Source organism: Paenibacillus sp. FSL F4-0122, assembly GCF_038002845.1.
GTDB classification, from domain to species: Bacteria; Bacillota; Bacilli; order Paenibacillales; family Paenibacillaceae; genus Paenibacillus_AQ; species Paenibacillus_AQ odorifer.
The window spans coordinates 2297631-2323093 of record NZ_JBBODI010000001.1 but is presented as its reverse complement, the minus strand read 5'-3'; the positions used below and the strand labels follow the sequence as shown (position 1 = coordinate 2323093).

The following is a 25463-nucleotide window of genomic DNA, read 5'->3' as shown; positions in this document are numbered from 1 at the left end:
GCTTCATAAAATAAAATAAATATTTTGAAAGAATAGTTTTCACTGCACTAGTGTCTTCCATTTTTCCGTACTATAATTAGCCAATAGAATCCTATAAAGTACTAATTTCTCAGAAATTATCTGTCTTATCAATGTGAGGTAATGCTGGGTGTACGGCTTATAGAAATTAAGGGGCTGAGTATATGCCAAATATATTGGTTGGAGAAGTTAAAGCAGGCTCAAAGATAATAAAGGATGTAATTACACCTTTAGGGGGGACTTTATTCACTAAGGGAAAAATATTGCTCCCTCGTGATCTAGATATTTTACAGGCTTTTTTGATTGGGCAAGTGGAAATCGAAGGTGACCAAGGTGAGGCGAGTTCGGATGGAGCCAAAACAACAGCTAAGCAAGCTTCACCTAAAGCTGGAGCTATTATCAACGAATCGATGTTGGCCAAGACTAATTCTCCTCTACATGATGAATACGATAAACTGCTCACTCTTATTAAGAACAGCTATCGATCGGTAACGGCAGCCTCACTACCTATTTTTGAGCTGCGCAGTCAGTTAGAGACACTAATAGGTTATTTGAAGGATTATCATGTCTTGAAGTTTACACCGCGCACTTTAAAATATGAGGATTACAACTATCACAATGCTGTGTTGTCCGCGTTGACCTCCTATAAAATCGCTCAGTGGTGTGGGTACCCACAAAAGGATTGGATGCAGATTGCTTTTGCAGGATTATTACATGATATCGGCAATGCAAAAGTAGACAGCTCACTTTTACAGAAACCGGAGTCGCTTAACAATAGTGAAATAGAAGAGGTTCGCCGACACACTACATATGGTTATCAATTATTACGCAATGTTACAGCGATTAATGAAGGGGTAAGACTTGCCGCCTTGCAGCATCATGAGAAGGTTGATGGCTCTGGTTATCCATTGAAGCTGGATGGCAGTCAGATTCATTTCTACGCTAAAGTAGTCGCAGTAGCAGATATATTCCATGCTATGACCTTAGAAAGAGCCTACAGAAGAGCACAGTCTCCTTATTTGGTACTAGAGCAGATTCTGACAGAAAGCTTCGGTAAGCTTGACCCAGTGATTGTGCAGACGTTTATACAGAAGAGCACTGATCTCTTTAATGGCACTAGAATCAAATTAAGTGATGGCCGTCATGGGGAGATTATCTTCACTGATCGCGCAAACCCTACACGTCCGATGGTTAAAATTGAAGATACGATAGTTAACTTGATGTTGGAACGTGAATTGTATATTCAAGAGATCATTGCTTAGGGTGTAGTTACAAGGGAATAAGGCTGTGCTAGCCATTATATATCGCAGTATTGAGGCTTATGGCAGCACAGTCTCTCATTTATCTATTATATTTCAAAAAAAGACTTGCAATGAATCTCTATACATGATATATTCTAAGTCCGGCCAAGAAATACACATGCCGAGCTCGAAAAAGAAGTTAAAAAAAGAGCTTGACATTAAATAGCCGAACATGATATAGTATAAGAGTTGCTGCTGAGACATTAAACGGCGCCAACGAGAACTTGATCTTTGAAAACTGAACAACGAGTGAGTAGGAAATCACGCAAGTGATATCCAAAATTAGAGAATTAATTTTCTCGTCAGATGTTTCAAAATGAGCATATCGCTCTTTTCAATACTAATTGGAGAGTTTGATCCTGGCTCAGGACGAACGCTGGCGGCGTGCCTAATACATGCAAGTCGAGCGGAGTCATTTTGAAAGCTTGCTTTCAAAATAACTTAGCGGCGGACGGGTGAGTAACACGTAGGCAACCTGCCCTTCAGACTGGGATAACTACCGGAAACGGTAGCTAATACCGGATAATTTCTTTTTTCTCCTGAGAGAAGAATGAAAGACGGAGCAATCTGTCACTGAGGGATGGGCCTGCGGCGCATTAGCTAGTTGGTGGGGTAACGGCCCACCAAGGCGACGATGCGTAGCCGACCTGAGAGGGTGAACGGCCACACTGGGACTGAGACACGGCCCAGACTCCTACGGGAGGCAGCAGTAGGGAATCTTCCGCAATGGGCGAAAGCCTGACGGAGCAACGCCGCGTGAGTGATGAAGGTTTTCGGATCGTAAAGCTCTGTTGCCAGGGAAGAACGTCCGGTAGAGTAACTGCTACCGGAGTGACGGTACCTGAGAAGAAAGCCCCGGCTAACTACGTGCCAGCAGCCGCGGTAATACGTAGGGGGCAAGCGTTGTCCGGAATTATTGGGCGTAAAGCGCGCGCAGGCGGCTATTTAAGTCTGGTGTTTAAACCTTGGGCTCAACCTGAGGTCGCACTGGAAACTGGGTGGCTTGAGTACAGAAGAGGAAAGTGGAATTCCACGTGTAGCGGTGAAATGCGTAGATATGTGGAGGAACACCAGTGGCGAAGGCGACTTTCTGGGCTGTAACTGACGCTGAGGCGCGAAAGCGTGGGGAGCAAACAGGATTAGATACCCTGGTAGTCCACGCCGTAAACGATGAGTGCTAGGTGTTAGGGGTTTCGATACCCTTGGTGCCGAAGTTAACACAGTAAGCACTCCGCCTGGGGAGTACGGTCGCAAGACTGAAACTCAAAGGAATTGACGGGGACCCGCACAAGCAGTGGAGTATGTGGTTTAATTCGAAGCAACGCGAAGAACCTTACCAGGTCTTGACATCCCTCTGAATCTGCTAGAGATAGCAGCGGCCTTCGGGACAGAGGAGACAGGTGGTGCATGGTTGTCGTCAGCTCGTGTCGTGAGATGTTGGGTTAAGTCCCGCAACGAGCGCAACCCTTAACTTTAGTTGCCAGCAGGTAATGCTGGGCACTCTAGAGTGACTGCCGGTGACAAACCGGAGGAAGGTGGGGATGACGTCAAATCATCATGCCCCTTATGACCTGGGCTACACACGTACTACAATGGCCGGTACAACGGGAAGCGAAGCCGCGAGGTGGAGCCAATCCCATCAAAGCCGGTCTCAGTTCGGATTGCAGGCTGCAACTCGCCTGCATGAAGTCGGAATTGCTAGTAATCGCGGATCAGCATGCCGCGGTGAATACGTTCCCGGGTCTTGTACACACCGCCCGTCACACCACGAGAGTTTACAACACCCGAAGTCGGTGGGGTAACCCGCAAGGGAGCCAGCCGCCGAAGGTGGGGTAGATGATTGGGGTGAAGTCGTAACAAGGTAGCCGTATCGGAAGGTGCGGCTGGATCACCTCCTTTCTATGGAGAATCGTTCTCTGCAATGAGGACATTCAAATCGGAAGCTAAGCTTCCAAAACTCAGGTTTAGGCCTGTTACTCACTCGTTGCTCAGTTTTGAGAGTTTAAGCTCTCAAGTAAGACTTGATCCTTGAAAACTGGATACCGAAACGAATTTGCGTTTTAGAACATCTTTTAGCAACTTGTGCAAACAAGTAAATGTTATTAGTGAGATTTTTCTTCGGAAGAATCAAGGTTAAGCTAATAAGAGCACACGGAGGATGCCTAGGCGCCAGGAGCCGACGAAGGACGTGGCGAACAACGAAACTGCCTCGGGGAGCTGTAAGCAAGCTTTGATCCGGGGGTGTCCGAATGGGGAAACCCAGCTGTGGTAATTCGCAGTTACTCATACCTGAATACATAGGGTGTGTAGAGGCAGACCAGGGGAACTGAAACATCTAAGTACCCTGAGGAAGAGAAAACAATAGTGATTCCGTCAGTAGCGGCGAGCGAACGCGGAACAGCCTAAACCTAAGAGCTTGCTCTTAGGGGTTGTGGGACGTCTCACATGGAGTTACAAAGGAATATGGTAGGTGAAGAGGTCTGGAAAGGCCCGCGATAGAGGTAAAAGCCCTGTAACCTAAACTGTATTCTCTCCGAGACGGATCCCGAGTAGTGCGGGGCACGTGAAACCCCGTATGAATCCAGCAGGACCATCTGCTAAGGCTAAATACTACCTGGCGACCGATAGTGAAACAGTACCGTGAGGGAAAGGTGAAAAGCACCCCGGAAGGGGAGTGAAATAGAACCTGAAACCGTGTGCTTACAAAAAGTCAGAGCCCGATCTATGGGTGATGGCGTGCCTTTTGTAGAATGAACCGGCGAGTTACGTTTAACATGCAAGGTTAAGCCGAGAAGGTGGAGCCGCAGCGAAAGCGAGTCTGAATAGGGCGATTGAGTATGTGGACGTAGACCCGAAACCGTGTGATCTACCCCTGTCCAGGGTGAAGGTGCGGTAACACGCACTGGAGGCCCGAACCCACGTACGTTGAAAAGTGCGGGGATGAGGTGGGGGTAGCGGAGAAATTCCAATCGAACTCGGAGATAGCTGGTTCTCCCCGAAATAGCTTTAGGGCTAGCCTCGGTATAAGAGTAGTGGAGGTAGAGCACTGATTGGGTGCGGGGTCCGCAAGGATTACCAAGCTCAGTCAAACTCCGAATGCCATATACTTATTGCCGGGAGTCAGACAGTGAGTGCTAAGATCCATTGTCAAAAGGGAAACAGCCCAGACCATCAGCTAAGGTCCCCAAGTGTGTGTTAAGTGGGAAAGGATGTGGAGTTGCACAGACAACCAGGATGTTGGCTTAGAAGCAGCCACCATTGAAAGAGTGCGTAATAGCTCACTGGTCGAGTGACTCTGCGCCGAAAATGTAACGGGGCTAAACACACCACCGAAGCTATGGCTAGATGCTTTGCATCTGGGGTAGGGGAGCGTTGTGTAGGGGTTGAAGGTGTACTGAAAAGAGCGCTGGACACTACACAAGTGAGAATGCCGGTATGAGTAACGAAAAGATCAGTGAGAATCTGATCCGCCGAAAGCCCAAGGTTTCCTGAGGAAGGCTCGTCCGCTCAGGGTAAGTCGGGACCTAAGGCGAGGCCGAAAGGCGTAGTCGAAGGACAACAGTTTGAAATTACTGTACCACCGTAATCCGCTATGAGCGATGGGGTGACGCAGGAGGGTAGTGACGCGGACTGATGGATGTCCGTCTAAGCAGTGAGGCTGATGTGTAGGCAAATCCGCACATCGTTAAGGCTGGGCTGTGATGGGGAGCGAAAATTATAGTAGCGAAGGTCATGATCTCACACTGCCAAGAAAAGCCTCTAGCCAGGAGAAGGTGCCCGTACCGCAAACCGACACAGGTAGGCGAGAAGAGAATTCTAAGGCGCGCGGAAGAACTCTCGTTAAGGAACTCGGCAAAATGACCCCGTAACTTCGGGAGAAGGGGTGCCCCGGTAGTGTGAATAGCACGAGGGGGCCGCAGTGAAAAGGCCCAAGCGACTGTTTAGCAAAAACACAGGTCTGTGCGAAGCCGCAAGGCGAAGTATACGGGCTGACGCCTGCCCGGTGCTGGAAGGTTAAGGGGAGTGGTTAGGGGTAACCCGAAGCTATGAACCGAAGCCCCAGTAAACGGCGGCCGTAACTATAACGGTCCTAAGGTAGCGAAATTCCTTGTCAGGTAAATTCTGACCCGCACGAATGGCGTAACGACTTGGGCGCTGTCTCAACGAGAGATCCGGTGAAATTTTAATACCTGTGAAGATGCAGGTTACCCGCGACAAGACGGAAAGACCCCATGGAGCTTTACTGCAGCTTGATATTGAATTTGGGTACGATCTGTACAGGATAGGTGGGAGCCGTAGAAATCGGAGCGCAAGCTTCGGTGGAGGCGCCGTTGGGATACCACCCTGATCGTATCTAGGTTCTAACCTAGTGCCCTTACCGGGTACGGGGACCGTGTCAGGCGGGCAGTTTGACTGGGGCGGTCGCCTCCTAAAGAGTAACGGAGGCGTTCCAAGGTTCCCTCAGAATGGTTGGAAATCATTCGCAGAGTGCAAAGGCATAAGGGAGCTTGACTGCGAGACCTACAAGTCGAGCAGGGACGAAAGTCGGACTTAGTGATCCGGTGGTACCGCATGGAAGGGCCATCGCTCAACGGATAAAAGCTACCCTGGGGATAACAGGCTTATCTCCCCCAAGAGTCCACATCGACGGGGAGGTTTGGCACCTCGATGTCGGCTCATCGCATCCTGGGGCTGAAGTAGGTCCCAAGGGTTGGGCTGTTCGCCCATTAAAGCGGTACGCGAGCTGGGTTCAGAACGTCGTGAGACAGTTCGGTCCCTATCTGTCGTGGGCGCAGGAAATTTGAGAGGAGCTGTCCTTAGTACGAGAGGACCGGGATGGACGTACCGCTGGTGCACCAGTTGTTCCGCCAGGAGCATGGCTGGGTAGCTACGTACGGACGGGATAAGCGCTGAAAGCATCTAAGCGTGAAGCCCCCCTCAAGATGAGATTTCCCAATTAGTAAGACCCCTTGAAGACGACGAGGTAGATAGGTTGGAGGTGGAAGTGCAGCAATGCATGGAGCTGACCAATACTAATCGGTCGAGGGCTTATCCTATACTTAGAATGCAGATTCGTTTCGGATTCAGTTTTCAGGCGATTAAGCCTGAAATACGCTTAGAAATTCATTGTCACTTCTAGTGATGAACCGAATTTCACGCGGCAGCGTCTGTTTCACAGACGCATGTTTGGTGGCGATAGCGGAGGGGTTCCACGCGTACCCATCCCGAACACGACCGTTAAGCCCTCCAGCGCCGATGGTACTTGGACCGAAGGGTCCTGGGAGAGTAGGACGTTGCCAAGCACACAAGACCACTGTTGAGTAATCGACAGTGGTCTTTTTGTTATGTATATTTACTTTAGGATTGTTGCAAATTAAATTATGTTTGACAGACTACAGTGTTTAACCCATAATACAATTCATACTAAACATATAAGAATTATAGGGGGAGCAAATTATGTCATACTTTAGTGTATCTATTAAGAAACCGATTCTGTTGGGGGCAATAGCAGTTTTGCTATTGATGTTAATTGCAGGGTGCTCGGGGTCTAATAATAAGGCTGATTCAAATAAAGAGGCACAGGAAAGTGCGAGTCCGGCAACTCAAAGTCCTCAAACTGCAGAGCCTGCAACGGGAGGGACTTTCGTCTATGGACGACCTGCTTCTGTAACTTCGCTGGATTTGCATAATCAGATTACGTCCAACAATGCTTTTGCAATCGACAAAGTCTTTGAATCATTAGTCGCTTTTGACAGCGAAGGTGAAATTGTAGATTGGCTTGCTAAGTCACATACTATCAGTGAAGATGGTCTGACGTATACATTCGAGCTTCGTGATGGTTTGAAGTTTTCCAATGGTACGGATGTGACTGCAGAAGATGCTGTTTTCTCTCTTGAGCGGCACTTGAAGGTAGGCGGCCCGCTGGCAATATCTGCAAAGGTCGACACAATCAAAGCGCAAGATAACAAAACGCTTGTTATTACACTTAAAGAGCCTTATACACCATTTATCTCGGAGCTATCTAATTTCTCAAATGGTATCCTTCCTAACAATTTCGGTGGAGTATCTGAAGAAGAATTCTTCAAGAAACCAATCGGTACGGGACCTTTTGTTGTTGAAACATGGGACACTGCAGGTGATCTGACCTTCACTAAGAATACATTCTACTGGCAAGAAGGTAAACCCTATATTGATAAGCTTGTTTATAAGCTGATTGAAGATGACAGCCAAGCGATTAACCAGCTGAAGGCTGGAGAAGTTAATGCTATTGAATCTTTGGCTCTGCAAAATGCCAATGAGATTAAAGATGGGGCTGACACTAAAGTAGTTACTAACGGTAGTTGGGTGACAGAGCAATTGTTCTTTAATACGTTGGATGAACATTTTTCTGATGTGCATGTCCGTCGCGCTCTGGCGCTGGCGCTTGATCGTGAGGGCTTGACCAAGGCGCTAACCTTTGGTTATGCACAAACAGCAAACTCATTGCTGCCAACAACGATTCCTTATAACGCAAATGATACAATCAAAGCACTGAACTTTAATATCGAAGCAGCCAAGGAGGAGCTTGCAAAATCTGCCTTCCCTAATGGCTTCACTACCAAATTACTTGTAGCATCCGGTAATAGCACAAGAGCTCAAGAGGCACAAATTATTCAGGCAGCGGGTCAAACGATCGGGATTAAGATTGAGATTGAATCGATTGAACTTGCCACTTTCCGTGAACGTTTCTTCGCATATGATTTTGCGGCAATGCTGAACAGCGGTCAGGCGGATTCCCCTGAAGCGAACTCAATTATTGCTTTCCAAACTGATCCGGAAGGCTTCAGCAAATCATATTGGACGCATTATACAAATAATGAAGTTACGAAGCTTCTATATGAGGGACAAAAAACTGCGGATGGCGATGAACGTGCACAAATCTATACTAAGCTGCTGCAGACCCTTGCTGATGAAGTTCCGTATATTCCGCTTTACTATCCAGATGTTTTAAAAGGTATTCGTTCTTCAGTTGACGGTCTCGTTGTTCTACCGAACGGCAGTGCCCGTTTCGAAGATGTCCGCATCAGCCAATGATGAATCTTAAGCAGGCGTTAAATCAACCGAAAGGAAGCAAGGGTTCTTATAACTGGCTTGTGATATCTCTTATAAAAGCATTGGCAGTGATCTTCTGTGTAATGATAGCAGTCTTTTTCATCATTCGAATCGTGCCGGGAGATCCAGCAAAAATGATTTTGGGAGAATACAGCACCCCTGAGGCGCTCAAGAGTATGCATCATACTCTTGGGCTGGACCTCCCTTTATGGGAGCAATTCATCCGATTTGTGAAGACGCTGTTTACTCGAGGAGATACTGGAAACTCCATTATTATGGGGACATCAACAAGAGAGTTGATTACACAACGTGCCCCTGTTACTTTGCTGCTCATCGTGATGGCTTGTGTGTTGGCGATTTTTGTATCTCTTCTGCTCGCTACGGTAGCCGCTACGCATAAGGATAAACTGCTGGACCATTTGATACGTATTTTTCCTACAATTACTCTAGGTATGCCAATCTTCTGGGTTGGCTTACTTTTAATTTTGCTCTTTAGTGTCCGGCTTGGCTGGTTCCCTGTTGGGGGAGTAAGTGAAGGGTGGGTCGGAACCTTGCATAGTCTTGCACTTCCAGCAATCACTGTTGCTTTTTCACAGGTTCCTACGCTTGTTCGTTCATTAAGAGCGCAGATGCTTGAAGTGTTAGAATCGGATTTTGTAGTCACCCTTAAGGCTGCGGGCATACCAAACAGGGTTATTTTATTTAAACATGTGCTGCGCAACTCTGCTCTTCCTACGCTAATGCTGCTGGGTGTGAATATTTCTTATTTAATCGGAGGCACCTTGGTCGTTGAGCAGGTATTTGGAATTAAGGGAATTGGCAGCTTATTGTTCACTTCAATTTCGAAACGGGACTTTCCGGTTATTCAAGGAATAGCACTTTACTGTGCGCTATCTGTTGTGATCATCAGTCTCTTGATTGAAATCATTTCCTGGTGGCTCGATCCCAGAACGAAAGGAAAACAATGAAAACTATAAGACTAGACTCGCGATTGTATGAAGACGGTAAGATAACAAGCGGCTTAAAGCGAATATGGAATACCCCTTCACTTCTAGTGGGAATTATTATGTTTGCAGCTCTTATTCTCTTGACTGTGTTTATACCTTATATAAGTCCTTATGGCCCCTCTGAGCAAAATTTGAGTGCCTTTTTACAGCCTCCGTCAGCCGAACATTGGTTGGGAACTGATCAGTTAGGGCGTGATTTGTTTACTAGACTGATCTACGCAGCGAGGACTGATTTGAAAATCATGGTCTTGGCAGAAATCATTCCCTTTTGCACAGGTGTATTTCTAGGAATGCTGGCAGGATATTACGGCAAATGGATCGATACAGTTATTACGCTGTTGTCAGATACATTCATCGCCTTTCCTTTTTATCTGATCGTTATTATCGTTGCTTTTGCTAGTGGAGCAGGAGAACGAGGCATTTATATTACTTTTATCTTTGTAGGATGGATTGTCTTTGCCCGTGTCGTCAGAGGTCTTAGTGCTTCTTTTCGCAATCAGGAATGGGTGGCATCCGCTCAAACCTTAGGGCTACCTGGAGTGAAAATTATTTTACGTCATCTCCTGCCTAATGTACTTCCGCAAGCCGTGGTCGTCCTTATGACAGATATGATTGGATTGCTTGTTGCCATTGTTACGCTCGGGTATCTTGGTATCGGCATTACACCGCCAACTCCTGACTGGGGGACAATGATTTCAGATGGACAGCCCTTCATCACTACAGCTTGGTGGCTCTCGGCCGTGCCGGGATTTGCAGTGGTGTATACGGGGATAGCTTTGTCGCTCCTAGGTGATGGTTTGGCAGACATATGGAGGAAAAAATGATGTCTATACAACCCATTTTAGAAATAGAGGCGCTATCGCTGGCAGCTAAGTCAAATGAGAGATTGGTCAATAATGTTAGTTTTTCGCTGGGTAAAGGGGAGAGTCTGGGATTAGTAGGTGAATCGGGATCAGGAAAATCACTTACACTGCGTGCAATTTTAGGCTTGCTTCCAAATGGTGTTGAACAGACTGGTGGCACCATTAAAAGTGCCGTAAGCAGTGCAATGGTATTTCAAGATCCAAGAGGTGCGCTTGATCCGCTCTGTACGGTTGTCAAACAACTGGCTGAAGTTGTGTATTACAGACAGAGAGTAAGCCGTAAGACCTCGCGGGTAATTGCACTGGAACTGCTCGAAAGGCTTGGTCTCCCCGATTCATTGAAGAAAAAGGACCGGTATCCGAGTCAGCTGTCAGGCGGTCAGTGTCAACGGGTAGTCATCGCTCTGGCACTGGCGTGCAAGCCAGGCATACTTCTCTGTGATGAACCGACAACGGCGCTGGACGTCACGGTTCAACGGCAAATTATTGAGACGATCACGAGCCTCCAGCATGAGCTCAGTTTTGCCATGGTATTTGTTACGCATAACCTAGCGATTGCAGCAAACTTGTGTTCACGGCTATGTGTAATGAAACAGGGACAGATTGTTGAGCAGGGCAATACCCTTGATATTTTGCAAAATCCGAAAGACCCTTACACACAGATGCTGATTGATTCGGTGCTTCCTTTGCCAGAGCTTGAAGGGAGTAGAGACTCATGGAATTAGCCTTGCAAATAAAAGATTTAACTGTTCATTATGGCGGCTTTACTGCACTGGATCGTATCAATCTGAATCTTGAGCAGCACACCACCCTTGGGCTTGTTGGAGAATCCGGATCAGGGAAATCTACGCTGGCGCGAGTAATTGCTGGACTGATTGCCCCAAATGAGGGGCAGATTCTGTTGGGTACCCAAGAATTAAAAAAGAAAAGAAGCCGTGAGCAGCACAAAACAATCCAGATGATATTCCAAAATCCAGATGCTTCGCTAAATCCTAAACATTCGATTAGGCAAATTCTTTCCGAGCCCTTATTGTTTCATAAAATAGTGGGGCGTACAGGTGTTGAACAAAGATGCAAAGAGCTTTTGAATCAAGTTCATTTAGAACAGAAGGTCTTAGACAAATTCCCACATGAATTTTCCGGCGGCCAGCGTCAACGGATAGCGATCGCTCGTGCATTAAGTGTTGAGCCAAACATCCTGATCGCGGATGAACCTACAAGTGCGTTGGATGTATCTGTGCAGCTTAGTGTGCTCGAACTGTTTAATACGCTGAAGGCTGAGCTTAATCTCACCATGCTTTTTATTTCTCATGATCTAGGTGTAATCAATGCAATTAGTGATACGGTAGCAGTTATGCGGCAAGGAAAGCTCGTGGAGCAGAGTCCGCGGGACCAATTCTTCATCCGTCCTAAACATGAATACAGTTATGAGCTGTTGTCAGCGGTTCCGAAAATGCCAAAATAAAGTACATCAGGAGGTTTTCTTATGAACCGAGAACATAAAGGATACGTGCCACTTTCACTGGCTGAGTACAATAAGCTAACACATTTAATTTCCAAAGTTTTGTTTACTGAGCACCCTCCAGTTATCATCCCGGCTGAGGCAATCCTTGGAATCGAGGCGGTAGCCACCGGAATAGCTGCACCTGGTCGAACCATTGTAAATATAGTAACAGGTCCCTATGGAAGTTTATTTGGAAAATGGCTTGAGCGGGGTGGAGCAACGGTTGTTGAAGTGAAGGTTCCTTTTGATGAAGTGGTCACTAGCGACCAAGTTGCTTCCGCGATTAAGGAGTTTAAACCCTGTGCCCTTTCTTTTGTTCAAGCTGAAGTGGTTACTGGAGGCTCTAATCCTGCTAAAGAAATATTTAAAATTGCAAAAGAGTTCAATCTTATTACTGTGTCGGACTCCGTATCTGCGGTTGGGGGAGAGGCCCTGCTGGTGGATGAATGGTCCGTTGATTTTGCAGTTATAGGTGCGCAAAAAGCCTTAGCTGGACCCAACGGTGTTAGTGCCGTAAGTATTTCTCCACGTGGCTGGGAATTTCTTGAGTCGAATGAAAATGCTCCACGCAATTCTATTTTATCCTTGCTGGATCTGAAACCATCACTGGGAGACGCCGCGCCACTGCGGGTTGCCCCAAACATTCCTACGCTGGAGGCTAGAGCCTTGATTCAAGCTTTGACACGAATTGAAGAAGAAGGATTGGATCAAGTAATCAAACGCCATGAGCGAGCCGCAGCAGCTGCTGTAGCTGGTATTAAATCCTTGGGGCTTGAGCCTTGGCAAAAGGACAGCAGACATTATTCTACGCTGACTACAACGGTGCGGATTTCTGGAAAGCAAGAGTTGCGGATTGAGCAGCCTATAGGCATTGTGGCTCCCGGAGACGGAGAATTATTTGGCCATCTTCTACGGATCAACCATTTTGGAACGAATGCTGAGCGGCAAAGTGTGGAGAAGGCTATATCCACGCTTGCCGAACTGTTGAAACAAGACCCTGTTCAGGCATTAGCAGCTGTTCGGCTGGCATGGGGGGAATGAAGATGATCCTTAAGCATCCAGAGCTGCAAACGTTCAATGATATTTTTATAGCAGGTATCGAAGGCAGACGTTTTGATGTCGTGATAAAGGATGGTCGTTTTTCATCCATTACTGAAGCGGAGCCCCATCAAGTGGAGTCAAATCTTGCAGGAACAGATCTGTGGCTAAGTCCGGGTATTATTGATCTTCATACGCATTTAGCTTGGACAGATTTTGACCACTCTGATCAATTGAAGCGCGATGCCAACCAAATCGAAATTATGCAGGCACAAGCTTTTGAAGCTACTCTTAGGACGGGTGTAACGACTGCCCGTGATGCAGGTGGGATTCTGCCGAGCACTGTGCAGCATCTTGTTCAGCAATATCAACATCCATTAAGAGTGCAGACCAGTAGCGATATGATTGGAGCAGCAGATGCCCGTGGTCTCAAGCATTTAGAACAACGAATGGCGGAAATCTTTGCTACAGGAGCGGGTTGGATAAAAATCATGGCCACAGGCGGGCTTGGAGCACCTACCGAGAAAGTCGTTGACCCGATCTTTTCCGAAGAAGAGCTCGCGTTCATTGTTCGTAATGCACATGCCCATGATAAGAAGGTACTGGTTCATACCTGGGGTGGAGTGACGATAGACTGGTCCATCCAGGCCGGCGTGGAATCAATAGAGCATGGGATGTTTTTAACTGAGGATCAGGCAGGAAGACTTGCTAACTCGGGGGTAGCGTTTGTGCCCACCACATCAATTTATCGTATTGCTGCAGACCCAAAAGGCGTTCTAGCGTTAAACCCGATCATTTGCGACCGAGCTGCCCGCGCTGCCGAATGTCATTCCAAGGCCATTCATTATGCAAAAAGAGAAGGCGTTCGTATTGGATTCGGTACAGATTATGCCACACCTGCACTACATGGCTATAACCTTCAAGAACTGGATACATTGATTGATTATGGCTTAACTCGGAGAGAAGCGTGGCAGGCTGCGACTAAAAGTGCTGCTGATATTCTGGGGAGCGGTAACGAGCTGGGGCAAATTGCAGAAGGTTTTATTGCAGATGCTGTTGTTTTCAAAGTGGATCCATACGAAGCGCACGATGCAGATGCCCTTCGAAACAATATCGTTGCCGTAATTACTGGAGCGAAGGAAGCGGAATTAATCTAGAATCCTCTAAGCTTCTTCTAAAAACAACTGTCATCTTCTGCAGTTGTTTTTTTACTTTCTAGATAATTAGATGATAAGTGGAGGTAGTTAGTATAATACGATAATACATAGATGATGTTTTATGCTTTTGATTTTATATAAAAAAAACTCTTGCAATGAATCTCTATACATGATATATTCTAAGTCCGGCCAAGAAATACACATGCCGAGCTCGAAAAAGAAGTTAAAAAAAGAGCTTGACATTAAATAGCCGAACATGATATAGTATAAGAGTTGCTGCTGAGACATTAAACGGCGCCAACGAGAACTTGATCTTTGAAAACTGAACAACGAGTGAGTAGGAAATCACGCAAGTGATATCCAAAATTAGAGAATTAATTTTCTCGTCAGATGTTTCAAAATGAGCATATCGCTCTTTTCAATACTAATTGGAGAGTTTGATCCTGGCTCAGGACGAACGCTGGCGGCGTGCCTAATACATGCAAGTCGAGCGGAGTCATTTTGAAAGCTTGCTTTCAAAATAACTTAGCGGCGGACGGGTGAGTAACACGTAGGCAACCTGCCCTTCAGACTGGGATAACTACCGGAAACGGTAGCTAATACCGGATAATTTCTTTTTTCTCCTGAGAGAAGAATGAAAGACGGAGCAATCTGTCACTGAGGGATGGGCCTGCGGCGCATTAGCTAGTTGGTGGGGTAACGGCCCACCAAGGCGACGATGCGTAGCCGACCTGAGAGGGTGAACGGCCACACTGGGACTGAGACACGGCCCAGACTCCTACGGGAGGCAGCAGTAGGGAATCTTCCGCAATGGGCGAAAGCCTGACGGAGCAACGCCGCGTGAGTGATGAAGGTTTTCGGATCGTAAAGCTCTGTTGCCAGGGAAGAACGTCCGGTAGAGTAACTGCTACCGGAGTGACGGTACCTGAGAAGAAAGCCCCGGCTAACTACGTGCCAGCAGCCGCGGTAATACGTAGGGGGCAAGCGTTGTCCGGAATTATTGGGCGTAAAGCGCGCGCAGGCGGCTATTTAAGTCTGGTGTTTAAACCTTGGGCTCAACCTGAGGTCGCACTGGAAACTGGGTGGCTTGAGTACAGAAGAGGAAAGTGGAATTCCACGTGTAGCGGTGAAATGCGTAGATATGTGGAGGAACACCAGTGGCGAAGGCGACTTTCTGGGCTGTAACTGACGCTGAGGCGCGAAAGCGTGGGGAGCAAACAGGATTAGATACCCTGGTAGTCCACGCCGTAAACGATGAGTGCTAGGTGTTAGGGGTTTCGATACCCTTGGTGCCGAAGTTAACACAGTAAGCACTCCGCCTGGGGAGTACGGTCGCAAGACTGAAACTCAAAGGAATTGACGGGGACCCGCACAAGCAGTGGAGTATGTGGTTTAATTCGAAGCAACGCGAAGAACCTTACCAGGTCTTGACATCCCTCTGAATCTGCTAGAGATAGCAGCGGCCTTCGGGACAGAGGAGACAGGTGGTGCATGGTTGTCGTCAGCTCGTGTCGTGAGATGTTGGGTTAAGTCCCGCAACGAGCGCAACCCTTAACTTTAGTTGCCAGCAGGTAATGCTGGGCACTCTAGAGTGACTGCCGGTGACAAACCGGAGGAAGGTGGGGATGACGTCAAATCATCATGCCCCTTATGACCTGGGCTACACACGTACTACAATGGCCGGTACAACGGGAAGCGAAGCCGCGAGGTGGAGCCAATCCCATCAAAGCCGGTCTCAGTTCGGATTGCAGGCTGCAACTCGCCTGCATGAAGTCGGAATTGCTAGTAATCGCGGATCAGCATGCCGCGGTGAATACGTTCCCGGGTCTTGTACACACCGCCCGTCACACCACGAGAGTTTACAACACCCGAAGTCGGTGGGGTAACCCGCAAGGGAGCCAGCCGCCGAAGGTGGGGTAGATGATTGGGGTGAAGTCGTAACAAGGTAGCCGTATCGGAAGGTGCGGCTGGATCACCTCCTTTCTATGGAGAATCGTTCTCTGCAATGAGGACATTCAAATCGGAAGCTAAGCTTCCAAAACTCAGGTTTAGGCCTGTTACTCACTCGTTGCTCAGTTTTGAGAGTTTAAGCTCTCAAGTAAGACTTGATCCTTGAAAACTGGATACCGAAACGAATTTGCGTTTTAGAACATCTTTTAGCAACTTGTGCAAACAAGTAAATGTTATTAGTGAGATTTTTCTTCGGAAGAATCAAGGTTAAGCTAATAAGAGCACACGGAGGATGCCTAGGCGCCAGGAGCCGACGAAGGACGTGGCGAACAACGAAACTGCCTCGGGGAGCTGTAAGCAAGCTTTGATCCGGGGGTGTCCGAATGGGGAAACCCAGCTGTGGTAATTCGCAGTTACTCATACCTGAATACATAGGGTGTGTAGAGGCAGACCAGGGGAACTGAAACATCTAAGTACCCTGAGGAAGAGAAAACAATAGTGATTCCGTCAGTAGCGGCGAGCGAACGCGGAACAGCCTAAACCTAAGAGCTTGCTCTTAGGGGTTGTGGGACGTCTCACATGGAGTTACAAAGGAATATGGTAGGTGAAGAGGTCTGGAAAGGCCCGCGATAGAGGTAAAAGCCCTGTAACCTAAACTGTATTCTCTCCGAGACGGATCCCGAGTAGTGCGGGGCACGTGAAACCCCGTATGAATCCAGCAGGACCATCTGCTAAGGCTAAATACTACCTGGCGACCGATAGTGAAACAGTACCGTGAGGGAAAGGTGAAAAGCACCCCGGAAGGGGAGTGAAATAGAACCTGAAACCGTGTGCTTACAAAAAGTCAGAGCCCGATCTATGGGTGATGGCGTGCCTTTTGTAGAATGAACCGGCGAGTTACGTTTAACATGCAAGGTTAAGCCGAGAAGGTGGAGCCGCAGCGAAAGCGAGTCTGAATAGGGCGATTGAGTATGTGGACGTAGACCCGAAACCGTGTGATCTACCCCTGTCCAGGGTGAAGGTGCGGTAACACGCACTGGAGGCCCGAACCCACGTACGTTGAAAAGTGCGGGGATGAGGTGGGGGTAGCGGAGAAATTCCAATCGAACTCGGAGATAGCTGGTTCTCCCCGAAATAGCTTTAGGGCTAGCCTCGGTATAAGAGTAGTGGAGGTAGAGCACTGATTGGGTGCGGGGTCCGCAAGGATTACCAAGCTCAGTCAAACTCCGAATGCCATATACTTATTGCCGGGAGTCAGACAGTGAGTGCTAAGATCCATTGTCAAAAGGGAAACAGCCCAGACCATCAGCTAAGGTCCCCAAGTGTGTGTTAAGTGGGAAAGGATGTGGAGTTGCACAGACAACCAGGATGTTGGCTTAGAAGCAGCCACCATTGAAAGAGTGCGTAATAGCTCACTGGTCGAGTGACTCTGCGCCGAAAATGTAACGGGGCTAAACACACCACCGAAGCTATGGCTAGATGCTTTGCATCTGGGGTAGGGGAGCGTTGTGTAGGGGTTGAAGGTGTACTGAAAAGAGCGCTGGACACTACACAAGTGAGAATGCCGGTATGAGTAACGAAAAGATCAGTGAGAATCTGATCCGCCGAAAGCCCAAGGTTTCCTGAGGAAGGCTCGTCCGCTCAGGGTAAGTCGGGACCTAAGGCGAGGCCGAAAGGCGTAGTCGAAGGACAACAGTTTGAAATTACTGTACCACCGTAATCCGCTATGAGCGATGGGGTGACGCAGGAGGGTAGTGACGCGGACTGATGGATGTCCGTCTAAGCAGTGAGGCTGATGTGTAGGCAAATCCGCACATCGTTAAGGCTGGGCTGTGATGGGGAGCGAAAATTATAGTAGCGAAGGTCATGATCTCACACTGCCAAGAAAAGCCTCTAGCCAGGAGAAGGTGCCCGTACCGCAAACCGACACAGGTAGGCGAGAAGAGAATTCTAAGGCGCGCGGAAGAACTCTCGTTAAGGAACTCGGCAAAATGACCCCGTAACTTCGGGAGAAGGGGTGCCCCGGTAGTGTGAATAGCACGAGGGGGCCGCAGTGAAAAGGCCCAAGCGACTGTTTAGCAAAAACACAGGTCTGTGCGAAGCCGCAAGGCGAAGTATACGGGCTGACGCCTGCCCGGTGCTGGAAGGTTAAGGGGAGTGGTTAGGGGTAACCCGAAGCTATGAACCGAAGCCCCAGTAAACGGCGGCCGTAACTATAACGGTCCTAAGGTAGCGAAATTCCTTGTCAGGTAAATTCTGACCCGCACGAATGGCGTAACGACTTGGGCGCTGTCTCAACGAGAGATCCGGTGAAATTTTAATACCTGTGAAGATGCAGGTTACCCGCGACAAGACGGAAAGACCCCATGGAGCTTTACTGCAGCTTGATATTGAATTTGGGTACGATCTGTACAGGATAGGTGGGAGCCGTAGAAATCGGAGCGCAAGCTTCGGTGGAGGCGCCGTTGGGATACCACCCTGATCGTATCTAGGTTCTAACCTAGTGCCCTTACCGGGTACGGGGACCGTGTCAGGCGGGCAGTTTGACTGGGGCGGTCGCCTCCTAAAGAGTAACGGAGGCGTTCCAAGGTTCCCTCAGAATGGTTGGAAATCATTCGCAGAGTGCAAAGGCATAAGGGAGCTTGACTGCGAGACCTACAAGTCGAGCAGGGACGAAAGTCGGACTTAGTGATCCGGTGGTACCGCATGGAAGGGCCATCGCTCAACGGATAAAAGCTACCCTGGGGATAACAGGCTTATCTCCCCCAAGAGTCCACATCGACGGGGAGGTTTGGCACCTCGATGTCGGCTCATCGCATCCTGGGGCTGAAGTAGGTCCCAAGGGTTGGGCTGTTCGCCCATTAAAGCGGTACGCGAGCTGGGTTCAGAACGTCGTGAGACAGTTCGGTCCCTATCTGTCGTGGGCGCAGGAAATTTGAGAGGAGCTGTCCTTAGTACGAGAGGACCGGGATGGACGTACCGCTGGTGCACCAGTTGTTCCGCCAGGAGCATGGCTGGGTAGCTACGTACGGACGGGATAAGCGCTGAAAGCATCTAAGCGTGAAGCCCCCCTCAAGATGAGATTTCCCAATTAGTAAGACCCCTTGAAGACGACGAGGTAGATAGGTTGGAGGTGGAAGTGCAGCAATGCATGGAGCTGACCAATACTAATCGGTCGAGGGCTTATCCTATACTTAGAATGCAGATTTGTTTCGGATTCAGTTTTCAGGCGATTAAGCCTGTAACACGCTTAGAAATTCATTGTCACTTCTGGTGATGAACTGAATTTCACGCGGCAGCGTCTGTTTCACAGACGCATGTTTGGTGGCGATAGCGGAGGGGTTCCACGCGTACCCATCCCGAACACGACCGTTAAGCCCTCCAGCGCCGATGGTACTTGGACCGAAGGGTCCTGGGAGAGTAGGACGTTGCCAAGCACATTAAGCCATTGTTGATTTATCAGCAGTGGCTTTTTTGTTTTTTTTGGACAAGAGTGATATTTGAAGGGGAGTACAACATCTGAAGGGGCTGTAATTGAGTGACATTTTTGTTACCGACGCTGAGGTCGATACAAGTATAATAGATAAGTGCAAATAATAAGCAACATCTCTAATACGAAGGAACTACTCATAAATTCTAACTTTGAATTTTCTTGTGTCTTTAGATGCATTGTGGAGGTAAGGAGGATTTAAGGCATGAAACAAACAAGAATTATTAAGATATTAATTTTTTCGTGTATAGTAGCTTTAATACTGGCAGGCTGCGGTACGAAAGCGCCCAGCTGGGATGCTTTTGAGGGTGCGCTAAACGAGAAAAATTTCCCTGTACCCCAAGAGGCGTACTCACCAGACCAGACTACGACAAACGTTGCTATGGATTATGTACGTTATTCTTTACCTGGATTAAAGGAGAAGAATGGTATCCCAGAGGAGTATATGGATACTATTAAGGCCTGGGGATGGGTTGAACAGGAAGAGGAGAATACCGATTCATCTGGTGTTTTTCAGAAGGATGGAGTAACGGTTCATTTAACAGTACATGATGATTATTTTATAGTTATGATTCCTAAAGAAAAGAAGGCCTTAATTAAAGGTCTTAAGACAAAATAAATAATCGCCGTCCTTTATGGATGGCGATTTATTTATATGCGAATACAGGTTAACCGTACTCTATTGAGAGTAATAGGAGGCATCGGTTGGATTAAACTTCAGCATGCCTTCCTTGTTGCGTTGATTTATTTTGAACAGTGTATAGAGACGGGGTAGTAAAAGCCACAAGTGGCAAATAATCAGGGATACTGTAAATGCCGGTGGTGACCAAAAAATAAAGAGAGCTGCAATACAAAGACCAATATAAAAATTATGTAACTGTACTTTACGGAAAATGCGGTAACTAATGTGTTGATCTGGCATGAAGCCAAGCCACGGGATTTTAAATGAGATGGACCATCTTTTTGAAATAGGATGCCCGGAGATTAGAAGTACTGAGCGTGAAATAACATATTGAACCCAGAACATAACCGGAGCAGCTATAATTAAGTAGAGAATACTCCACCAAGAAAGAAAGACTGTCTCGAGCACAAGGACCAAAAAAGGGAGCAAAATATAAACACGCAGCAGAGGTGCCGTTAGATTAATTTTTTTGATTAATTTATATTGATAGAATGTAGCAGCGCCTTTGGTGTTGGATTCCATATAAAATAGACTAACCTCCTCACAGATTCATATGTTCTTAATATCGGCGAATGAAAGCATTTTATTAAACTATGGGCGAATATTCACCGATATGGGGGCAGCGGAATATATATAATACACGAAACGAAGGATATGAAAAAACTATGAAAAGGTTTAAAATGATAGAAGGTGTATCATACTGTTCTTAAAAGAGTCAAGGTGGGATGGTTATGGAACAGCAAACCGGGCAAGCTTGTATCATTTGTGGACAGGAAAAAGAAGAAGGTATTGTGATTGTCTCGCATTTTATTTGTGAGGATTGTGAGGCAGAAATGATCCGTACCGAGGCAGAAGATGCTAAGTACCGTTTTTTTATTGGCCAGATGAAGAAGATCGGATTGCAAAAGAACGCTTAAGTAAGTAGAGTAACTCTGTTAATTCATGCGGATAAGAGAGCGGTCTGGATGAAAGATATAAGGACTGCATTAGAGATATTCATATACGGCTTCCTCGTTGTTTAAGCGGGGGGAGCCGTTTTGCTGTTCAGTCAGATGCTTTTATGAGGAAACATAGGAGTTTTTGAATATTTACGTTAAAATAGAAGGAACCCTATGGGAAGGAATTTAATATGAATAAATTACAACGATGTAGGGCGCCTGTATACGAAATGCTGGAGCAATATAGAATTGTGGGTAATATATCTTATCATGTGCCGGGACATAAAAATGGAGCGGCATATGACGGCGTAGAAGGCGCTGGGTATCTAGATGAGGTTATGAAGTACGATGTTACGGAGATTACCGGCACGGATGATCTTCATCATCCTGAGGGAGTCATTAAGGAAGCACAGGAGTTGGCTGCTGATTGCTTTGGCGCAGAGGAGAGCTTTTTTCTAGTTGGCGGAAGTACGGCGGGCAACCTAGCGCTGATTCTAACGGCTTGCCCCGAGCCTGGAATGATTCTGATCCTTCAACGAAATGTGCATAAATCAGTGATTCATGGTCTTATGTTAGCTGGAGTGCGGGCTGTTTTCGTCGAGCCGCTGATTGATCCACTCAGCGGCTTGGCAGTAGCGCCGGCGGCAGAAGCTGTTGAGGCTGCACTTGCAGCCTATCCTGAAGCCGCCGCTGTATTTGTCACCATGCCCAATTACTACGGCATGGGCAGTGACCTCGCGCCCCTCGCGCGTATCTGCCACGACAGCGGAGTACCGCTGCTTGTCGATGAAGCGCATGGGGCGCATTACGGGCAGCACCCGGCACTGCCTGCCGGGGCGCTTGCTTGTGGCGCGGACGGCGTAGTGCAGTCCACGCACAAGATGCTCACTGCGATGACCATGGGCGCTATGCTGCATGTTCAAGGGCAGCGGCTCGACCGCGCCCTGCTCTCGCAGCGGCTCGCCATGGTGCAGAGCTCCAGCCCATCATATCCTATGATGGCGTCGCTTGATCTTGCCCGGCGGCTGCTGCACAGCCGGGGCAGCGATGCTTTCACGGCGGGGCTGGCCGCCGTGGATGTCCTGCGGCGCGGCCTTGCCGAGCTGCCGCGCTATGGATTGGTGCAGCCGGCAGAGCAGCTGCACGACGGTACGCCGCTGCATAAGGCGGCGTACGAGATGCAGGACCCCTTCAAAGTCGTCATTTATGACGCCACCGGGGTCCTAGGCGGTTTCGAGCTGCAGCGCAGGCTCGAAGCTAAGGGCTGTGTGCCGGAGATGAGTGACGACCGGCACGTAGTGCTGCTGTTCAGCCTCGGTTCGAGGGCTGAAGATGCAGTAAGGTTATTGCAGGCGCTGCGGGAAATAGATTCGGAGGATACATCCGAATCACCGCACACCACGGGCATTTCAGAATCTCGAAATATTTCCACGTGGAACAATTTGAATGTTTTACAAATCTCAGCACCTGTTCCCTTCTCTTTGAAGCCGGTATCAGTCAATGAGGTAGAAAGTATTAATCTTGAACACAGCGTGGGGAGAGTAGCTGCAGAAATGGTAATTCCCTATCCACCAGGCATTCCATTATTATATCCGGGTGAGGTCATCACAGATCAGATACAGCAAAGACTGACTGGTTTAGCTTATGGAGGCGCGAAGTTCCAGGCTTGTGCTGATCCGGTCTTGCAGCGTATTAAGGTATACAACATTCAGAAGGGCGGAGAAGTATAAGTGGGCAAAGAAGGTTTCTTCATAACATTAGAAGGGGGCGAAGGCTCCGGAAAAACAACGGTACTGGGCAGAGTAGCAGCATATTTGCAGAATCGGTCCATGCCCTATCGAATTACACGTGAACCTGGAGGCATTGAAATCGCCGAAAAAATTCGCTCTATTATTCTGGATCCTGCCCATACTGCAATGGATGCACGTACAGAGGCATTGCTGTACGCTGCATCAAGAAGCCAACATCTCGCTGAAGTAGTAGAGCCGGCTCTTAGAGAAGGGCTTACAGTCCTCTGTGACCGCTTTGTAGACAGTAGTCTCGTTTATCAAGGACATGCAAGAGGATTAGGTATGGAAGAGGTGTGGAGTATTAACCGCTTTGCTATTGGAAATCGCATGCCCGATCTAACCTTTTATCTGGATGTAGAACCTGAGATTGGATTATCACGGATTGCGGCCAATCAAGATCGCGAAGTCAATCGTCTGGATATGGAGAGTCTTGCCTTTCATCAGAAGGTTCGTGAAGGATATCATTTATTAATTAAGGCGAATCCGGAGAGAATAGTAGTTCTTGATGCAAACCGCCCTATTCATCTGGTAGAACAAGATATCGTGAGAACTCTTGAAGAGAGAGTATTAAAGGGTTTTTAGGGTGTTTTGTCTAATATAATAAGAGAAGTGGCATATAACTAAGCGTTTGCTTATGAAGTGAGGTTACTACTAAGAACACATTAAGTAGTAATACTCCATAAAACTTTTTTGGGAGGGAATGCGAAGATGAAGTTGATCATTGCAATTATCCAGGATAAAGACAGTAACCGGTTATCCAGTGAGCTAGTAAAAGCCAATTTCCGTGCTACCAAACTCGCAAGTACAGGTGGATTTCTGCGGGCGGGAAATACGACATTTATGATTGGGGTAGAAGACAGTCAGATCGAAGCTGTATTGAACGTTATCCGTAACAGCTGTAAAGTGCGTGAACAACTAGTCACTCCAGTAACTCCGATGAGTGGCACGACGGATTCCTATTTACCGCTCCCTGTTGAAGTACAGGTCGGTGGCGCTACTGTATTCGTGCTTCCTGTAGATCGTTTCGAACATTATTAAGTATAATATAAATGAGCAAGTCATTTACAAAAAAGGGGCGGTAGATAACCTTTGAAGATCAATCCGGGATATAGGCCCTTAAAGAGTGAGCTTCCAAATGCAGAAGGGGCTAATAAGCCTGTTCAGCAGAAATCGTTCTCTGACGTTTTTCAGCAGCAAGGTGAACAGAAAACCAAAGATGAACTAAACCGCCAGATCAAAGAAATACAGTCACAAGGCGACCGTTTATCTAAGTCTATGACCATTCGTGAACTCACCATTTACCGGATGATGATCAAAAGGTTTCTGGAAGAAACCGCTCGTAGAGGCGTTATACTGAAAGAGACACGTGGATGGGATAGACGTGGGCGGGGCAAGCGTTACAAGCTGCTTGAGGAAATTGATGCGGCTTTGCTATCTATGGCAGACGATCTGCTGAATAGTGAGCAGGGCCGAATAGATCTGTTGGGACGTGTTGGAGAAATTCGCGGGTTGTTAATCAACCTTTCTTTTTAAAGTTTTGGGAGGAAATTATGCCTTTTCATGATATAGTAGGCCAGGAGCATGCTAAACGGCTACTCCAAAATGCCTTGCGCAAGGACGCTGTGAGCCATGCTTATTTATTTACAGGACCAGCAGGCAGTGGACAAATGAAGACGGCGCTGATGTTTGCCCAAGCAATTTTTTGCACTGAAAGCAAGGATGACGCCTGTGGCGAATGTCTAGAGTGCCGAAAGGTTGAGCATGGAAACCATCCTGATTTGTCATTGCTGCAGCCCGACGGTGCAAGCATAAAAATAGATCAGATCCGTGAGCTGCAGCGTGTCTTTTCCTATCGATCTGAGGGTGTGAATCCAAAGGTTTATATTATAGATGGGGCAGACAAAATGACGGTACAAGCTGCCAATAGTTTGTTGAAGTTTCTGGAAGAACCGCCAGCTCCGGCAGTAGGAATCCTAATATCTGATAATAGTCGTTCTTTATTGCCGACGATTCAGTCACGGACTCAGCGGATTCCATTTAGTCCGTTAAATCCGGATATTATGCTTCAAGCGCTAGCAAGTGAGGGTGTGCCGATCCCCTTAGCTCGATGTGCAGTATCACTTAGTTCGGGACTTGATGGTTGCAGGGAACTTTTGGAACAGAATTGGTTTGCAGAAATGAGAAATCTAGTGTTACAATTAGCTAAGGAGTCCTTAAGCAAGGGCAGCTCCACGGTAGCAACTGCCGGGCAGAAGCTGTTCAAGACTGGGCTCGCTGAACATTTGGATATCCTTTTCAGCATGTTCCATCTATGGTTTAAAGATATGCTCTACTTCCTGTACCGCAAGCATGAAAGTATCGTTTTTATAGATCAGTTAGACTTTATTTCCAGGCATGCCCGTGGGCGCAGTGCGGAACAATGGGTGGCTTATATGGGATATGCAGCAGAGAGTACTAAGAAGCTGCGTTCCAATGCCAATGCCCAGTTGTGTCTGGAGCAGTTCTTAATCCGACTGGAAAGTTAAAGGATTAGCAATGATATATCCTCCGGATGTCGCTTTACCTGGAAGTATCGTTTTAACAGACGAGGAAGGACAAGCATGGATCATCAGGGAGCGGACATGCCCATAGGT

General features: G+C 47.6%; 16 protein-coding genes and 6 rRNA genes. 21 read left to right on the top strand and 1 reads right to left on the bottom strand.

Annotated features, from left to right (window positions below; all coding sequences use genetic code 11):
- Positions 1 to 182: 182 nt before the first annotated feature.
- The 15 genes from MHH49_RS09900 to MHH49_RS09830 all read left to right on the top strand — a co-directional run bounded on the left by MHH49_RS09900 (position 183) and on the right by MHH49_RS09830 (position 20039).
- Positions 183 to 1280: an HD-GYP domain-containing protein gene (locus MHH49_RS09900; RefSeq protein WP_038567989.1), complete on the top strand. Its 1098-nt coding sequence runs from the start codon at positions 183 to 185 to the stop codon at positions 1278 to 1280.
- 380 nt (positions 1281 to 1660) lie between these two features.
- Positions 1661 to 3218 (top strand): 16S ribosomal RNA (locus MHH49_RS09895).
- Positions 3219 to 3450: 232 nt separating this feature from the next.
- Positions 3451 to 6376: ribosomal RNA gene (locus MHH49_RS09890) — 23S ribosomal RNA — on the top strand.
- A gap of 129 nt (positions 6377 to 6505) precedes the next feature.
- Positions 6506 to 6622, top strand: a 5S ribosomal RNA gene (gene rrf, locus MHH49_RS09885).
- The 16S, 23S and 5S rRNA genes sit together here, the layout of an rRNA operon.
- Before the next feature lie 154 nt (positions 6623 to 6776).
- Entirely contained in the window at positions 6777 to 8393 is a 1617-nt protein-coding gene (locus MHH49_RS09880) for an ABC transporter substrate-binding protein (RefSeq protein WP_076101044.1), read from the top strand.
- Complete coding sequence (locus tag MHH49_RS09875) at positions 8390 to 9379, top strand: ABC transporter permease (RefSeq protein WP_063829812.1); 990 nt, start codon at positions 8390 to 8392, stop codon at positions 9377 to 9379. Before MHH49_RS09880 ends, MHH49_RS09875 begins: the two co-directional genes overlap by 4 nt.
- A complete protein-coding gene (locus tag MHH49_RS09870) occupies positions 9376 to 10242 on the top strand; it encodes an ABC transporter permease (protein ID WP_143761395.1) in 867 nt (288 codons plus the stop codon). Before MHH49_RS09875 ends, MHH49_RS09870 begins: the two co-directional genes overlap by 4 nt.
- Positions 10239 to 11006 carry an ABC transporter ATP-binding protein gene (locus MHH49_RS09865; RefSeq protein ID WP_256717659.1) on the top strand — a complete coding sequence of 256 codons (768 nt, stop codon included), beginning with the start codon at positions 10239 to 10241 and terminating at the stop codon, positions 11004 to 11006. Before MHH49_RS09870 ends, MHH49_RS09865 begins: the two co-directional genes overlap by 4 nt.
- Positions 10997 to 11746 carry an ABC transporter ATP-binding protein gene (locus tag MHH49_RS09860; RefSeq protein ID WP_076101048.1) on the top strand — a complete coding sequence of 250 codons (750 nt, stop codon included), beginning with the start codon at positions 10997 to 10999 and terminating at the stop codon, positions 11744 to 11746. Before MHH49_RS09865 ends, MHH49_RS09860 begins: the two co-directional genes overlap by 10 nt.
- 21 nt (positions 11747 to 11767) lie before the next feature.
- Positions 11768 to 12826, top strand: coding sequence for a pyridoxal-phosphate-dependent aminotransferase family protein (locus MHH49_RS09855; protein WP_076101049.1), 1059 nt, complete (start codon positions 11768 to 11770; stop codon positions 12824 to 12826).
- 2 nt (positions 12827 to 12828) lie between these two features.
- On the top strand, positions 12829 to 13980 hold the full coding sequence (locus tag MHH49_RS09850) for an amidohydrolase family protein (protein WP_076101051.1): 1152 nt from the start codon (positions 12829 to 12831) through the stop codon (positions 13978 to 13980).
- Between the two features lie 425 nt (positions 13981 to 14405).
- Positions 14406 to 15963: ribosomal RNA gene (locus MHH49_RS09845) — 16S ribosomal RNA — on the top strand.
- 232 nt (positions 15964 to 16195) lie between these two features.
- Positions 16196 to 19121 (top strand): 23S ribosomal RNA (locus MHH49_RS09840).
- A gap of 129 nt (positions 19122 to 19250) precedes the next feature.
- Positions 19251 to 19367, top strand: a 5S ribosomal RNA gene (rrf, locus tag MHH49_RS09835).
- A gap of 258 nt (positions 19368 to 19625) precedes the next feature.
- A complete protein-coding gene (locus tag MHH49_RS09830) occupies positions 19626 to 20039 on the top strand; it encodes a hypothetical protein (RefSeq protein WP_036678856.1) in 414 nt (137 codons plus the stop codon).
- 60 nt (positions 20040 to 20099) lie between these two features.
- Here MHH49_RS09830 and MHH49_RS09825 read toward each other — a convergent pair whose 3' ends face one another.
- On the bottom strand, positions 20100 to 20624 hold the full coding sequence (locus tag MHH49_RS09825; protein WP_036678854.1) for a hypothetical protein: 525 nt from the start codon (positions 20622 to 20624) through the stop codon (positions 20100 to 20102).
- Between the two features lie 209 nt (positions 20625 to 20833).
- On the opposite strand from MHH49_RS09825, the gene MHH49_RS09820 reads away from it, so the two are divergent.
- From MHH49_RS09820 to holB, 6 genes are all read left to right on the top strand, one after another.
- On the top strand, positions 20834 to 21019 hold the full coding sequence (locus MHH49_RS09820; RefSeq protein WP_036678851.1) for a sigma factor G inhibitor Gin: 186 nt from the start codon (positions 20834 to 20836) through the stop codon (positions 21017 to 21019).
- A 212-nt stretch (positions 21020 to 21231) separates the two neighbouring features.
- Complete coding sequence (locus MHH49_RS09815; protein WP_076215446.1) at positions 21232 to 22770, top strand: aminotransferase class I/II-fold pyridoxal phosphate-dependent enzyme; 1539 nt, start codon at positions 21232 to 21234, stop codon at positions 22768 to 22770.
- Positions 22771 to 23412 (top strand): dTMP kinase, encoded by a 642-nt coding sequence (tmk, locus tag MHH49_RS09810; protein ID WP_076099910.1) that lies wholly within the window; start codon positions 22771 to 22773, stop codon positions 23410 to 23412.
- Between the two features lie 126 nt (positions 23413 to 23538).
- On the top strand, positions 23539 to 23868 hold the full coding sequence (locus MHH49_RS09805) for a cyclic-di-AMP receptor (protein WP_036678844.1): 330 nt from the start codon (positions 23539 to 23541) through the stop codon (positions 23866 to 23868).
- A gap of 51 nt (positions 23869 to 23919) precedes the next feature.
- Positions 23920 to 24363 carry a YaaR family protein gene (locus MHH49_RS09800; protein ID WP_036678842.1) on the top strand — a complete coding sequence of 148 codons (444 nt, stop codon included), beginning with the start codon at positions 23920 to 23922 and terminating at the stop codon, positions 24361 to 24363.
- Between the two features lie 17 nt (positions 24364 to 24380).
- A complete protein-coding gene (gene holB / locus MHH49_RS09795) occupies positions 24381 to 25355 on the top strand; it encodes a DNA polymerase III subunit delta' (protein ID WP_076099912.1) in 975 nt (324 codons plus the stop codon).
- The last annotated feature ends 108 nt before the right edge of the window (positions 25356 to 25463 follow it).